Source organism: Mesorhizobium sp. LEGMi-168a (assembly GCF_058312955.1).
The window spans coordinates 112690-126859 of the sequence record NZ_JBZEGV010000017.1 but is presented as its reverse complement, the minus strand read 5'-3'; the positions used below and the strand labels follow the sequence as shown (position 1 = coordinate 126859).

General features: G+C 63.3%; 16 protein-coding genes. 3 read left to right on the top strand and 13 right to left on the bottom strand.

The window, feature by feature from the left end; translation table 11 throughout:
* The first annotated feature begins 14 nt into the window (after positions 1 to 14).
* Together AC4FWB_RS21680 and AC4FWB_RS21675 are read left to right on the top strand one after the other, a co-directional pair.
* Positions 15 to 305 (top strand): type II toxin-antitoxin system ParD family antitoxin, encoded by a 291-nt coding sequence (locus tag AC4FWB_RS21680; protein WP_491028291.1) that lies wholly within the window; start codon positions 15 to 17, stop codon positions 303 to 305.
* On the top strand, positions 289 to 615 hold the full coding sequence (locus AC4FWB_RS21675) for a type II toxin-antitoxin system RelE/ParE family toxin (RefSeq protein WP_491028290.1): 327 nt from the start codon (positions 289 to 291) through the stop codon (positions 613 to 615). Before AC4FWB_RS21680 ends, AC4FWB_RS21675 begins: the two co-directional genes overlap by 17 nt.
* 3 nt (positions 616 to 618) lie before the next feature.
* On the opposite strand, the gene AC4FWB_RS21670 is transcribed toward AC4FWB_RS21675, so the two are convergent.
* The 6 genes from AC4FWB_RS21670 to yajC form a co-directional block, all read right to left on the bottom strand.
* Positions 619 to 1569, bottom strand: coding sequence for a sterol desaturase family protein (locus AC4FWB_RS21670; RefSeq protein WP_491028289.1), 951 nt, complete (start codon positions 1567 to 1569; stop codon positions 619 to 621).
* The gene (locus AC4FWB_RS21665) at positions 1569 to 1994 is read right to left on the bottom strand and encodes a hypothetical protein (RefSeq protein ID WP_491028288.1); all 426 of its coding nucleotides are present in this window, start codon (positions 1992 to 1994) and stop codon (positions 1569 to 1571) included. Before AC4FWB_RS21665 ends, AC4FWB_RS21670 begins: the two co-directional genes overlap by 1 nt.
* An 82-nt stretch (positions 1995 to 2076) precedes the next feature.
* Entirely contained in the window at positions 2077 to 2901 is an 825-nt protein-coding gene (locus AC4FWB_RS21660) for a phytoene/squalene synthase family protein (RefSeq protein ID WP_491028286.1), read from the bottom strand.
* A gap of 24 nt (positions 2902 to 2925) precedes the next feature.
* Positions 2926 to 3315: an Mth938-like domain-containing protein gene (locus tag AC4FWB_RS21655; RefSeq protein WP_491028285.1), complete on the bottom strand. Its 390-nt coding sequence runs from the start codon at positions 3313 to 3315 to the stop codon at positions 2926 to 2928.
* Positions 3316 to 3544: 229 nt separating this feature from the next.
* Positions 3545 to 6100, bottom strand: a complete 2556-nt coding sequence (gene secDF, locus AC4FWB_RS21650) for a protein translocase subunit SecDF (protein WP_491028284.1) — start codon at positions 6098 to 6100, stop codon at positions 3545 to 3547.
* 55 nt (positions 6101 to 6155) lie between these two features.
* Entirely contained in the window at positions 6156 to 6494 is a 339-nt protein-coding gene (gene yajC, locus AC4FWB_RS21645; RefSeq protein WP_067000009.1) for a preprotein translocase subunit YajC, read from the bottom strand.
* A 266-nt stretch (positions 6495 to 6760) separates the two neighbouring features.
* Between yajC and AC4FWB_RS21640 the strand changes: the two genes are divergently transcribed.
* A complete protein-coding gene (locus AC4FWB_RS21640; RefSeq protein ID WP_491028283.1) occupies positions 6761 to 7633 on the top strand; it encodes an ATP-binding protein in 873 nt (290 codons plus the stop codon).
* Between the two features lie 106 nt (positions 7634 to 7739).
* Here the strand turns inward: AC4FWB_RS21640 and AC4FWB_RS21635 are convergent, their stop codons facing one another.
* From AC4FWB_RS21635 to AC4FWB_RS21605, 7 genes are all read right to left on the bottom strand, one after another.
* Positions 7740 to 9275, bottom strand: coding sequence for a peptidoglycan DD-metalloendopeptidase family protein (locus tag AC4FWB_RS21635; protein WP_491028282.1), 1536 nt, complete (start codon positions 9273 to 9275; stop codon positions 7740 to 7742).
* A 139-nt stretch (positions 9276 to 9414) separates the two neighbouring features.
* Positions 9415 to 10068 (bottom strand): protein-L-isoaspartate(D-aspartate) O-methyltransferase, encoded by a 654-nt coding sequence (locus tag AC4FWB_RS21630; RefSeq protein WP_491028281.1) that lies wholly within the window; start codon positions 10066 to 10068, stop codon positions 9415 to 9417.
* Positions 10065 to 10823, bottom strand: a complete 759-nt coding sequence (gene surE / locus AC4FWB_RS21625; protein ID WP_192245961.1) for a 5'/3'-nucleotidase SurE — start codon at positions 10821 to 10823, stop codon at positions 10065 to 10067. Before surE ends, AC4FWB_RS21630 begins: the two co-directional genes overlap by 4 nt.
* A gap of 4 nt (positions 10824 to 10827) precedes the next feature.
* The gene (gene serS / locus AC4FWB_RS21620) at positions 10828 to 12132 is read right to left on the bottom strand and encodes a serine--tRNA ligase (protein WP_491028280.1); all 1305 of its coding nucleotides are present in this window, start codon (positions 12130 to 12132) and stop codon (positions 10828 to 10830) included.
* 109 nt (positions 12133 to 12241) lie between these two features.
* Positions 12242 to 13108 (bottom strand): twin-arginine translocase subunit TatC, encoded by an 867-nt coding sequence (gene tatC, locus AC4FWB_RS21615; protein WP_491028279.1) that lies wholly within the window; start codon positions 13106 to 13108, stop codon positions 12242 to 12244.
* Entirely contained in the window at positions 13105 to 13809 is a 705-nt protein-coding gene (gene tatB / locus AC4FWB_RS21610) for a Sec-independent protein translocase protein TatB (protein WP_491028278.1), read from the bottom strand. The genes tatC and tatB overlap by 4 nt, the downstream gene beginning before the upstream one ends.
* 44 nt (positions 13810 to 13853) lie before the next feature.
* The gene (locus tag AC4FWB_RS21605) at positions 13854 to 14072 is read right to left on the bottom strand and encodes a twin-arginine translocase TatA/TatE family subunit (protein ID WP_059185404.1); all 219 of its coding nucleotides are present in this window, start codon (positions 14070 to 14072) and stop codon (positions 13854 to 13856) included.
* Between the last annotated feature and the right edge of the window lie 98 nt (positions 14073 to 14170).

Here is a 14170-nt window from a genome sequence, read left to right as displayed (position 1 = left end):
GTCGGAGCAGTGCCATGGAAGCCGCCGAGAAACTGTCCATCACCGTCACGCCAGCCATGGCGCGCATGATCCGCGAAAAGGTCGAGGACGGCTCTTTCGGATCGGCGAGCGAGGTCATTCGCGCGGCGCTGCGCGCCTTCCAGCGCGAAGAGGAAGAGCATGCCGAGCGCATGGCCTCGATCCGGGCGCGGGTGAAGGCCTCGATCGAGGACAAGAGGCCAAACCTTTCTAGCGAAGAGGTTCGCACTCATCTTCGGGAGCTTTCCGCTCAATATTCGAAGCGTGCCGATGATTCGGCGGCTTGAGGTCGAGTATCGCGAAAGCGCCAAGAACGATCTGGCAGATATTTTCCGGTATATTGCCGATGCTGGCGAGAACCCTGATGTTGCCCTGAAATTTGTTCTGCGCATCGAGGATCGCTGCCAAAGCATCGGAAATGCCCCACGCGGTGGCCGCCTGCGCGATGACATCTTGCCTGGACTGAGAATAGTCCCGTTCGAACACTCCGCCGTCATCGCCTATGTGATCGAAAATGATGCCGTGTACATCGTCAACATCTTCTACGGCGGCCGCGACTATGAAGCACTGATACGTGGCGGCAGCGAACCGTCCTGACCACTATTCAGCGGGCTCGACACGCGCCGCCGGCAACCCCGGCTTTCCTGCTTCGCTTGGATTTCTCCTCACATATGCCGCCTTCAGCGTCTCCGACGTGTCGCGCGAGCCGTCATGGCTCCAGCCGGGCGGCTGGATGAGATAGTTGAGGCGCTCACGAAGCGTCAGCCCCGGTATCAGGGCATCCTTGAACATGCCGATCCATTCATGGAAGGCCACCTTCAGCGGGTTGAAGGTGCCGATGTTCTTGACGATGCCGTAACGCGGCCGGTCCTCCTCCAGCTCCTCGACGAAAGTGCCGAACATGCGGTCCCAGATGATCAGCGTGCCAGCGAAGTTCGCATCGAGATAGCGCGGATTGGTGGCGTGGTGGACGCGGTGGTGCGAGGGCGTGTTGAAGATGAATTCGAACCAACTCCACATCTTGCCGATGGTCTCGGTGTGGATCCAGAACTGCCAGATCAGGTTGAAGCCGAAGGCAAATGCAATCACCGCCGGATGAAAGCCGAGCACCACCAGCGGCGCCTGCAGGATGAACATGAAGGTGAAGAGGCCGGTCCAGCTCTGCCTGAGCGCCGTCGAGAGATTGTAATGCTGGCTGGAATGATGGTTGACGTGCTCGGCCCACACCCAGCGCACCCGGTGCGCGATGCGGTGATAGACGTAGTAGCGCAAATCATCGAGCAGGAAAGCGGCGACAAACACCCAGATCGACAGGCCGAGATTGAAGAAGCGGAATTGCCAAAGCCAGAGCAGCGCCCAGTAGGACACGACGCCAAGCAGCAGGCCGGCAACGACATTGCCGGTTCCCATCATCAGGCTGGCCAGCGTGTCGCGCGTCTCGAATGATCCCTTGGCGCGCCCTGTGCGCACCAGCCAGAGCTCGATCAGGATCGCAGCGACGAAGAACGGGATGGCAAGCTGGGTGACCTGCGGGAAATTGTACTCGTCCATCACGCCGCCTTTCGGATCTGATCGTGGTTCTGTAGCGCCGCCGTCACGGCCTGCGCGTCGGCCTCGTCGCCAAAGGCAAACTTTCCGCCCTTCCAGGTGAAGTCGTTCAGCCTGAGGGTCACGACGTTTCCTTCCCTCGCCAGCGCCAGAATGTCCTGCGGCGTGACGATGCGTGTCAGAAAACAGTCGCCGATGCTCTGGACGATGCCGCAACGTTGCGGGTCGAGTTCGAGGAACGCGGCGCGGTTGTCGGCTGTCAGCCGCACGGTGCCTGGCTTTTCATCGGGGAAATCCTCGGCAAAACGTGCGAGTGCCTGGCCGGCGCCTGCAAGCGTCACGGTTGTCGTGCCGCCGGTGAAATGCACGGCCGCGACGGACAACGCGATGCCGAACACAACTAGGACGACCAGGACTGGCAGGCTCATGGAAAGGCGGCTCCTCCGGCGGCCCGCATTTCTTCGACGCGAGTCCACGCGGCAGAACCCCCTAGCATAATTGACGTTTACGTCAAAGGGGCGTCCAGCCGCGCATGGCATGACGCAAGAGCAGCCAGTGCCGGCGCAAGGTTGAGAGCGTCGCAGTGTCGGCGAGTGGAGCTCGACCCGCCTTTTCCAACTTGTCGAGATAGGCGCGTGTCAGCGCCAGCGGAAGGAAGGCGGCGCGCAGCGACACGGGGAGCGCCGGCGCACCCTTCTCGAAGGCGCCGAGATGTTCCCGCGCCAGCGCGATCATCGCCGCCACCGCTCGCTCCGCGGCAGCATCGCCCTCACCTTTGACGAACTCTTCCGGTGTCGTCCCGGATGCCACCAGGATGTCGGCTGGCACGTAGCACTGGCCCCGCCGACGGTGCAGCGGCAGCAAGAGCAGCAGGCCGGTGATCGCCTGCGCGCAGCCTGCCCTGCCCGCCAGTTCGGCAAAGCGTGGCGCGGCAATTGGATCGAGCGCCATCGCCGCAAGCTGGATCAGCGCTGCGGCCGTCTCGCCGCAATAGCCTTCGAGATCGGTTCGCGACGGCATCGGATCGTCATAGAGATCGAAGATGCGTGCCTCGAGCATGTTTTCGAAAGCGGATTTCGGCAGATGGTTGGCGGCGATCGCCGCCCTCAGCGCATCGGCGGTCGGATGGCCGGTGTCCTCCGGTCCCTCGGCATTGATGACATCGCGCCACCACTGCAGTCGGACCTCGCCCGGCAGCGGCTCGTGGATGCGGTCGCGAACGCCGGCGATCTCGGCATTGAAGGCATAAAGCGCGAGCAACGCGTCGCGCTTGTCGGCCGGCGCATAGAGCGCCGAGAGATAGCGGTCAGGGTCGGCGGCGCGCACCGCGTCCATGACAATAGTCGATCCGCCAGCCATTCAATCGACGGCAATCAGCGCTGCGGCCACGGCGCGGTCCTCGGCCAAAAGCACGTTGTAGGTCCGCACCGCCGCGCCAGTCGACATCGGATCGGCCGAGATACCGGCCTCCTTGAACGCGGCGCGCAGTGCCGTCGGCAACGGCCGCAGATCCTTGCCGGTGCCGACCAGCAGGATCTCTATCCTGTCGGCTTCAGCGAACAGCTTGTCGAAGTCGGAAGCCTTCAGCGCCAGCGGATCGACCGGCTCCCAGCCATGGATACCGGACGGCAGGCAGAGCAACGAGCCGCGATGCGACATGTCGGCAAAGCGGAAGCCGCCATTGCCATAGGCTTCGATCGGCGCCCTGCCGGGGAAATGCGCCTCGCGGATGATGATGCCTTTGGCCATAGGTCTAGAGCATGATGCCGAAGAGTGTGGAGCGGTTTTCGGACGACATCATGCTCTGTCTCTTTGATCTAGAGCAATTCCAGGAAAAGTGCGTAGCGGTTTTCCGTCCGGAATTGCGCAAAAACAAATACTTAGAGCGGTTCGGCGATTCCGTGAAACGCTGAACCGCTCTAGAGCCGGATTCAGATTTCAGGTCGACTCGACCTGAAATCATCCGGCTCTAGCGGCGTCAGGTCGCCACGGCCTTGCCGTTCACCGGCTTGTCCTCTTCGGAGGTCGTGGCCTGCGGCCTGAGCTTGAAGAGGATCAGCAGCGGCGCAGCGATGAAGATCGACGAATAGGTGCCGAACACCACGCCGAACAGCATCGCCAGCGTGAAGGAGCGGATCACCTCGCCGCCGAACAGCACCAGCGCCAGCAGCGCCAGGATGGTCGTCACCGAGGTCAGCGTTGTTCTGGACAGCGTCTCGTTAATGGCGTTGTTCAAGAGCTGCGGCAGCGGCATCTTCTTGTATCTTCGAAGATCCTCGCGGACGCGGTCGTAGACGACGATGGTGTCGTTCAGCGAATAGCCGATGATGGTCAGGATCGCCGCCAGCGACGACTGGTTGAACTCCAGCCCAGATAGGACGAAGAAGCCGATCGTCATCACCACATCGTGGACGGTGGCGACGATGGCGCCGACCGCGAACTGCCATTCGAAGCGGAACCAGACATAGAGCAGGATGCCGACCAGCGCGATCAGCATCGCGATCGTGCCCTGCTTGGCGAGTTCGCCCGAGACGGTCGGCCCCACCACCTCGACGCGGCGGAAGTCATACTGGTCCTGCAGTTCGCCCCGCACCTTGTCGATGACGGTCTGCTCGGCGTTCTCGCCGGCGTCCTGGGTGCCGACGCGGATCAGGACGTCGTTCGGCGCGCCGAACTGCTGCACCTGGATCTCGCCGATATTGAGCTCGGACAGCCTGTTGCGGATGTCGCCGAGATCGGCGTCGCCCTGCTTGGACTGCACCTCGATCATCGAGCCGCCCTTGAAGTCGATGCCGTAGTTGATGTCGATGGTCAGGAACCCGACGACCGACAGGATCGACAACAGGCTGGACAAAGCGAAGGTCCAGCGGCGAATGCCCATGAACGGGATCTTGGTTCCCGGCGGAATGAAGGTGACCGGCGCACGCGGCAATTCCTTCGGACGGGCGCGGCGCAGCCAAATCGACACCAGCATGCGGGTGAAGGTGAAGGCAGTGAAAACGGTGGTCAGGATGCCGATGGCGTAGGTGATGGCAAAACCCTTCACCGGGCCGGTGCCCAGCCAGAACAGCACCACCGTCGCGATCAGCGACGTCACGTTGGAATCGACGATCGTTGCCAGCGCCTTGGAGAAGCCGGTGTCGATCGCCTGGATCACCGAGCGGCCGTTTCGCCGCTCCTCGCGGATGCGCTCGTAGATCAGAACGTTGGAGTCCACCGCCATGCCGATGGTGAGCACGATACCGGCGATGCCCGGCAGAGTGAGCGTGGCGCCCAGCAGCGACAGCAGCGCCACGATCATCGCCACGTGGACGGCCAGCGCGATATTGGCGAGGAAGCCGAGGAAGCCGTAGGCGACGAACATGAAGGCGACGACGAGGATCGAGCCGATCACGCCCGCGACCTTGCCGGCGTGGATGGAGTCCTGGCCGAGGCCCGGACCCACCGTGCGCTCTTCGATCACCGTCAGCGTCGCCGGCAGCGCCCCGGCGCGCAGCAGCACGGCAAGGTCGTTGGCGCTCTGCGGCGTGAAATTGCCGGAAATCTGGCCGGTGCCGCCGAGGATGGGCTCGCGGATCTGCGGCGCAGAAATCACCTGGTTGTCGAGAATGATGGCGAACAGCTTGCCGACATTCTGCGCCGTCGCCTGGCCGAAGCGGGTCGCTCCCTTGGAATCGAAACGGAACGAAACGACCGGCTCGTTGGTCTGAGAATTATAGGTCGCCTGCGCGTCGACCAGATTCTCGCCTGAAACGATGACGCGATTCTCGATCAGATAAGGAACCGGCGGATCGTCCTGCGAGTAGAGGACCGACGAACCAGCGGGCGGACGGCCCTTCAGCGCATCCTGCACCGGCATCGACTGGTCGACCATCTGGAAGGTCAGCTTGGCGGTCTGGCCGAGGATTTCCTTCAGCCGCTGCGGATCCTGCAGGCCCGGCACCTGCACCAGGATGCGATCGTCGCCCTGCCGCTGCACGATCGGCTCGGTCGTGCCGAGCTCGTTGACGCGGCGTTCGACGACTTCGATCGATTGCGTCAGCGCCGTCGAGGTCCGGTATTTCAAGCCGGCGTCGGTGACGGTGAATTTGAGCAGGCCGGGCTCGGAATCATCCAGCGCCATTTCCTGGATGGAACCGCCGCTGAACAGCCCTGCGGCCACCGGGTCGGTCAGTGGCTTCAGAACCTTCTTGGCCTGGTCGAGCTGATTTGGGTCCGTGATGCGCACCTGCACGGTGCGGCCGGAGCCGGAAAGGCCGGTGTAGTTGATCTTGGGGTTGGCGTCGCGCAGCAGCGTCCTGATCTCGTCGCGCGTCGTCTCCATCCTGTCCTTGATCAGATCGTTCTGATTCATTTCGAGCAGGATGTGCGAGCCGCCCTGAAGGTCGAGGCCGAGTGTCATCTGTCGTTTCGGCACCCAGCTCGGCAGTTGCGCCAGCGTGCTTGCCGGGAACAGGTTGGGCGCGGCGAGGATCACTGTGACGGCCACGGCCAGCCAGATCAGGATCATCTTCAGGCGCGAGAAATACAGCATTCGTTCTTATCCGTTCAGGCGTACAAGCGGCAGCGTTCCGCCATCGAGGTGATGATTACTTCTTGGCGTTCTGGTTCGCCACCGGCTCGCCCTTGACGCGAACGTCAGAGATCGTCGAGCGCAGCGCCGTCACCTTGGTTCCGCCGCCAAGGTCGATCTCCAGCTCATTGTCGTCGATCACCTTGGTCACCTTGCCGACGAAGCCGCCGCCGGTCACCACCGTATCGCCGCGGCGCACCGCAGCCAGCATTTCCTGGCGTTTCTTCAGCTGCGTGCGCTGCGGCCTGATGATCAGAAAATACATGATCACGAAAATCAGGACAAACGGCAAAATGCTGATGAACATGTCTGGCGAGGTGCCGACGCCCTGGGCGTATGCCGGTGTGACGAACATCAAGAAACTCCTGGATGATGAAAAACCGCCAGAGGCGGCCCCGCAAAATTTGGGCGGAATATAGTCGGTAAAGTTGCCAATGCAACTGCGCGAGCTGGCGAATCCGTTGCTTTTCCAGCCGTTTGGCGCGTGCTAGAGCGTCGCAGCGGGAAGCTGCTCGGCCTTGCCGAAAAGATCATGCTCCAACAAAAGCTTGGGGCTGGTTCTTGCAGCGCCGCCACGGAGCTGTTTCCGCATTCCGAAATGCCAGAAGAAAAAGACCGGAAATGACCGATAGCCTGGAAGCCCTGAACAAGAAGCTCGACCGCCTGATCGAGGCGGTGTCCCGCCTCGCCCCGCCTGCCATTCCCGAGACAGACCTGTTGGTGGCCGACTGCTTCGTCTGGCAAGCCGATCCCGGCTACCTGGAGCCTGTACGCAAGGTCAACCGCGTCGACATCGGCCTGATCCGCGGCGTCGACCGGGTCCGCGACATCCTGCTCGACAATACCGAGCGCTTCGCGTCCGGCTTCGCCGCCAACAACGTGCTGCTCTGGGGCGCGCGGGGCATGGGCAAGTCGTCGCTGGTCAAGGCCGTGCACGCCGAGGTCAACGCCTCGGACAAGCTCGACCGGCCGCTCAAGCTGATCGAGATCCACCGCGAGGACATCGACACGCTGCCGAAGCTGATGGGCCTGCTGAAGGCTGCGCCCTACCGCTTCATCCTGTTTTGCGACGACCTTTCCTTCGACCACGACGACACCTCCTACAAGTCGCTGAAGGCCGCACTTGAAGGCGGTGTCGAGGGTCGCCCGGCCAATGTCATCTTCTACGCCACGTCGAACCGGCGGCATCTGTTGCCGCGCGACATGATCGACAATGAGCGCTCGACCGCCATCAACCCGTCGGAAGCCGTGGAGGAAAAGGTTTCGCTCTCCGACCGGTTCGGCCTGTGGCTCGGTTTCCACAAATGCTCGCAGGACGAATATCTCGACATGATCGACGGCTATGTCCGTTACCACGACCTCGCCATCGACCCCGAGACGCTGCGCGCGGAAGCACTGGAATGGGCGACGACGCGCGGCAGCCGCTCCGGCCGCGTCGCCTGGCAATTCACGCAGGACCTTGCCGGCCGGCTCGGCAAGCCGCTCAAGGACTGACGATCCTTCCATTCGGGCTGCAACTGAAAAAGCCCGCTCCGTGACGGAGCGGGCTGAAGACGGCGGGCCGGACTGGAGGTCAGGCGGCCCGCAATTTGTTCTTGTTCTATTCGAGATAGCCGCTCGGGTCGACCGGGGCGGAATTCTTACGCACCTCGAAGTGCAGCTTCGGCGAGTCCGTCGTGCCGCTCATGCCGGACAGCGCGATCTCCTGGCCGCGCTTGACCTTCTGGCCGCGCTGCACCTCGATCGAGCTGGCGTGGCCGTAGACAGTGACCAACCCGTTCTCGTGGCGCACCAGCACGGTATTGCCGAATTCCTTGAGGCCGTCGCCGGCATAGATGACGACGCCGTTCTCGGCCGCCTTGATCGGCGTTCCTTCCGGCACCGCGATGTCGACGCCATCCTTGCCGGAGCCGAAGCCGGAGATGACGCGGCCGCGCACCGGCCAGCGCATCTTGCCGATGCCGGTCGCATCCGGCGCCACCGCATCGTCGTCCTCGGCCTGCTGAATGACTTTCGCGTCCTTCTTCGGCGGCGTGTAGGAGGCGAGCGTCTGCGACGGCGTGGTCTTTGCCGGCGGCTGCGTCGTCGCCGTCGTGACGGGATCGACCGTCGGCTTGGTAGCGGCAGGCTTTGCGGCAGCGACGGCAACGGTGCCGCCGGCCGGAACCTTGAGCGTCTGACCGATCTTCAGCAGCCCGTCCTTCATGCCGTTGGCCTGCTTGAGCGCCGTGGCGCTGACGCCGGTCTTGCGAGCAATCGAAGACAGGGAATCGCCCTGCTGGACGGTGTAGGTGCCGCCGGCGCCGGCCGGCTTGGCCTCGGCCGTCTGCGGCGCGGGCTTGGCGTTCTTCGAGCCGCTGGCGGCCGCCGATGCGTCGACCTGCGCGGCCGACTTGCCGTCCTTGAGCTTCGGCTGCTGCGGCAGCACGGCAACCTTCTCCGGCGCGCCGGCAGGCTGCTTCGGAGTGTTCACGGGCTTGGTGGCGTCGGCGACCTTGGGCTCGCCCTTGCTCGAATAGGCATAGGCCGGGATGACGATTTTCTGGCCGGTTCTGATGCCCTTGTTGGTGTCGAGCCCATTGACCTTGATGATCGCATCCGCCGGCACATGATATTGCCGCGCGAGGCCCGAAATCGTCTCGCCTTCCCTGACGACGATCTCGGTCGCGTGCGGCGCAGCACTTGCGTTGCGCACGGCATCCGGCTCGGCGGTCTTGAACGGCTTGGCGGCCGGCGCGACGGTGCCGGTGGCTGTCTTGTCGAGATGCGGCGCGGCAGGAGCCGGTGCCAGCGCCGGAGCCGAGGCGGTGCGCATCGGTTTGGCGGGCGCGGCGGCCGGCTGCGAGGGCGGCGGCAACTGCTGCGACGTCACCGGATCGAGGCTCGAGCGACTCACCGACTGGGTGTGGCTGCCGTCGACCGGCGCGGGCGCAACCGTATCGCCCGGATAGGGCTGGTCGGCATTCTGCTTGTTGATGATGGAGCGCTGGTTGTTGGTGGACGAGGTGAAGACGTCGTCGACCCCGTTGAAGCGCATGGCCTGCGAACTGCACCCGGCCGCAGCGCCGGCGATCACGAGGACGGCGCAGCCACGCGCCAGATTGCGTCCGTTTGCCTTCAAACCATTGAATTGCATCGCACTAACCCGCACAGACCCGGTACAAACTGGTCCTGATTAAAGCGCGTTAATGTTACTGCGGGGTTAACCCATTAGAATCCGACGAAAATTTTCTTAAAACATTGGAGGAAATTTTAGCGGAGCCGCCGATTGTCTGTCAGATGACGGTAGCCACGCTGCGCAGGATCGGCTGCAACCTCACCATGCCGATGTCCTCGCGCTCGAAACGGCTGCCGACCTTGGTGAGCTTGGCCAGCACCTGCTCGCCCTCCTCCGGGCCGATCGGCGCAATGACGATGCCGCCGCTCGACAATTGATCGAGCAGGAAGCGGGGCAGGCTGTCGAACGCCGCCCAGGCGAGGATGCGGTCGAACGGCCCTTCGTTGGGCAGGCCGTTGGAGGCATCCGCCTGGCGCGCGATGACGTTGCTGATGCCGAGCGCCTCGAAGCGCTGCTTTGCCTGTTCGATCAATGTCTTGTAGCGGTCGACGGTGACGATGCGCGCCGCCAGCCTGGACATCACCGCAGCCGTATAGCCCGACCCGGTGCCGATCTCGAGCACGCGGTTGCCTGGCTCGATGGTCAAAGCGGCGATCACAGCCGCCTGCAGGTCCGCGCCCTCGATCGCCTCGCCGCATTCGATCGGCAGCATACCCTCCGACCAGGCGATCGAATGGAACTGCGCGGACAGGAAACCCCGCCGCGGCGTCGCCTCGAAGGCGGCGATCAACGCTTTCGGCGCCGTGCCCCTGCCCCGCAGGCGAAGCAGGAAAGCCGCGAAGCCTTCGCGGTCGTCGATAGTCATGGTCATGACAGCGCCTTGGTCAGCTGGTCGCGGAGTTCATGGGCGGTGAGGTCGAGCTGCAGCGGCGTCACCGACACCAGCCGGTTGCGCAGTGCGTAGAGGTCGGTGCCCTTCTTGCCTTCGACCGGCTCGCGGCCGAAGCGCAGCCAGTAGTAAGGCAGGCCGCGCCCGTCGCGACGCTCGTCGACCCAGAGGCTGTGCACGAGCTTGCCTTGCGAGGTGACGACCGTGCCCTCGATTTCGTCGGGGGCGCAGTTCGGGAAATTGACGTTGAGCAGCACGCCTTCCGGCAGCGGCGTCGCGATCAGCTTCTTCAGCAGCGCCGGCGCCAGCGCTTCGGTCGTCTCGTAAGGAACGACGCGATCCTCGCCGACATAGGAGTAGGCCTGGCTCACCGCGATCGAACGGATGCCGAGCAACGCGCCTTCCATGGCGCCGGCAACGGTGCCGGAATAGGTGACGTCGTCGGCGATGTTCGCGCCGGAATTGACGCCCGACAGGATGAGATCCGGCGGCCCGGGCAGGATCTTTTTCGTGCCCATGATGACGCAGTCGGTCGGCGTGCCGCGCACGGCATAATGCTTCTCGCCGACCGTCCTCAGCCGCAGCGGCTCCGAGATCGACAGCGAATGCGCATAGCCGGACTGGTCCTGCTCCGGCGCCACCACCCAGACGTCATCCGAGAGCGTGCGGGCAATGCGTTCGAGCGACGCCAGCCCCTCGGCATGGATGCCGTCATCGTTGGTCAGCAGGATGCGCATGAACTCATTTCGATTCGATCTTGGCGAGGCCACCCATGTAAGGCCGCAGCACTTCAGGAATGGTTACGCTGCCGTCCTCATTCTGGTAGTTTTCGATGACAGCAATGAGAGCGCGGCCGACTGCGGTGCCCGAACCGTTGAGCGTGTGGACGAAGCGGTTGCCCTTGCCGTCCTTGTCCTTGTAGCGCGCGTCCATGCGCCTGGCCTGGAAGTCGCCGCAGACCGAGCAGGACGAGATTTCGCGATAGGCGTTCTGTCCCGGCAGCCAAACCTCGATGTCGTAGGTCTTGCGCGCGCCAAAGCCCATGTCGCCGGTGCAGAGCGTCACCGTGCGGAATGGCAGGCCGAGCCGCTTCAGCACCTCCTCGGCGCATTCAGTCATGCGCTCATGCTCGGCGAGCGAGCTTTCCTGGTCGGTGATCGACACCAATTCGACCTTGTAGAACTGGTGCTGGCGCAGCATGCCGCGCGTGTCGCGGCCGGCCGAGCCCGCTTCCGAACGGAAGCACGGCGTCAGCGCCGTATAGCGCAGCGGCAGCTTTTCATGCGCCGTGATCTCCTCGCGCACGAGGTTGGTGAGCGGCACTTCCGCGGTCGGGATCAGGCCGAGGCGCCCGTCGCCATGCGGCGTGAAGAACAGGTCCAGCTCGAATTTCGGCAGCTGGTTGGTGCCGAAAAGCACCTCGTCGCGTACCATCAGCGGCGGGATGATTTCCTCATAGCCATGCTCGGTCGTGTGCAGGTCGATCATGAACTGGCCGATCGCGCGTTCCATGCGCGCGAGCTGGCTCTTCAGGACCGTGAAGCGTGAGCCCGACAGCTTCGCCGCGCGCTCGAAGTCCATCATGCCGAGCGCTTCGCCGATCTCGAAATGCTCCTTCACCCAGTTCGGTCGCGTCGGCACGTCGCCGACGATGCGCCTGACGACATTGTCGTGCTCGTCCTTGCCGACTGGCACGTCGTCGAGCGGCACATTCGGCAGCACCGCAAGCGCGTCGTTCAGCGCCTTGTCGAGTTCGCGCTCGCGCGCCTCGCCGTTCTGGATGAACGCCTTGATATCGCTGACTTCGCCCTTGAGCTTTTCCGCAAGTGCTGAATCGCCGGAACGCATGGCATTGCCGATCTCCTTCGAGGCGGCGTTGCGGCGTTCCTGCTTGACCTGCAGTTCGCTGAGATGCGTACGGCGCGCCTCATCCCTGGCGATCAGATCGTCGACGGTGGGCTGCGCGTCGTCCGCCGACCACGAGCGCTTTACCAGCGCCTCGACAAGGGCCTTCGGGTTGTCGCGAATCCATTTGATATCAAGCATGGTCGATCCGTCCTCAAAGTAAGCTTCGAGGGCGTAAACCGCATCTGCCATCGACGCAAGACGGCGGGTAAGCGCAACGCCGCGATTTTCCTGGCTTGGATGGCCTCGCTTAGGTGGACGAGGCGTCCGGCGTCTTGCTGGCGACCGAACTCCCCGCCTCTTCCTGCTGCTCGCGCGCCAAGCGGTCGCGTGCCTGGCTGCGCTCGATCAGGCGCGATGACCAGATAGCGACCTCGTAGAGCACGATGGTTGGAAGGGCGAGGCCGATCTGGCTCATCGGATCGGGCGGCGTCAGCACCGCAGCGACGACGAAGGCGATGACGATCGCCCATTTCCGCTTCTCGGCCAGCGCCTGCGACGACAGCAGGCCGACGCGCGTCAGCAGGCTGGTCACCACCGGCAGCTGGAACACCAGGCCGAAGGAGAAGATCAGCGTCATGATCAGGCTGAGATATTCCGACACCTTCGGCAGCAGCGAGATCTGCACCTGGTCGTTGGTGCCGACCTGCTGCATGGCGAGGAAGAACCACATCACCATCGGCGTGAAGAAGAAATAGACCAGCGAGGCCCCCATCAGGAACAGGATAGGCGACGCGATCAGGAACGGCAGGAAAGCGCTGCGCTCGTTCTTGTAGAGGCCTGGCGCGATGAACTTGTAGATCTGCGTGGCGATCAGCGGGAACGCGATCACCATGCCGCCGAACATGGCGAGCTTCACCTGGGTGAAGAAGAACTCCTGTGGCGCGGTGTAGATCAGCTCGACCTTGTGCGGGTCGAGCCCGGCCCATTGCGTCGCCCATTTGAACGGGACGACCAGAAGGTTGAACAGCCGCTTGGCGAAGAAGAAGCAGACGAGGAAGGCGATGAAGAAGCCGCCCAGCGACCAGATCAGCCGCCGGCGCAGCTCAATAAGGTGCTCGATCAGCGGCGCCGACGATTTCTCGATCTCGTCTCTTTCCTGATCCGAAACGCTCACTTGGCGGCTCCCGCCGTCTTCTTGGTGTCGGCGGCCTTCTTCACGGCTGGCTTCTTCGCCGGAGCGGACTTGTCCTCAGCCTTGGGCCCTACCTTCTTTGCGGGCGTTGCAGCTTTTGCTGCCGCCAGCGCGGACTTTGCCGGGGCTTTCGCCGCCGGAGCCTTGGCCGATACCGTCTTCGCTTTCGATGTCGCCGACTTTCTTACCGGCTGGGCCGGCACGACGGTCTCCGCAGTTGGCGCGGTCAGGGAAGCGTCGGTCATGGCCGGGAAGATCGGCGCGGCCGCAGCCGCCTCGGTCCCGTTGACGCCAGGCATGTCCGTCGCGCCATTCTTGAGCGGCTCGGCCGCCTGCGGTGTCGATGCAGCCGGCTCGGTGGGATCGGCGGCCGGCTTCGGCTTCATCATCGTATCGACGCCAGCCCGCACATCGGCTGCGGCTTGCTCGAACGGATTGAGCTGCTTGCGGACCTCGTTCATCGGGTTGAGGCCTCGAAGGCTGTCGATCGAACTCTTGACGTCATCGAGTTCGGCTTCCTTGAGCGCGTCATTGAACTGCTTCTGGAAGTCGCCCGCCATGGCGCGCAATTTGGCCGCGGTGCGGCCGAAGGTGCGCAGCATGTTGGGCAAATCCTTGGGCCCGACGACCACGATCATGACGACCGCGATCACCAGCAGTTCGCTCCAGCCGACTTCGAACATGGCAATCTATTCCAACGAGAGCTGTTCCAACGAGAGCCTGGAGCTCAGCTCTTGCTGACCTTTTCCTTGCCCGGCGAAACGGTCTCGTCGGCACGATGCTCGACGGTGCGCTTGTCGTCGGTATCGTCGTCAGCCATGCCCTTCTTGAAGCTCTTGATGCCCTTGGCCATGTCGCCCATCAGCTCGGGGATCTTGCCCCGGCCGAACACCAGAAGCACGATGACCAGTACGATCATCCAGTGCCAAATCGAAAATGAACCCATAACCATCTCTCTCGAATGTTTTCCCTCGGCGATGATCTATGCGTTTTCGCTCAGGGATTCAAACACAACCGCTATGAAGTTGATAAAATGGCTTGCGG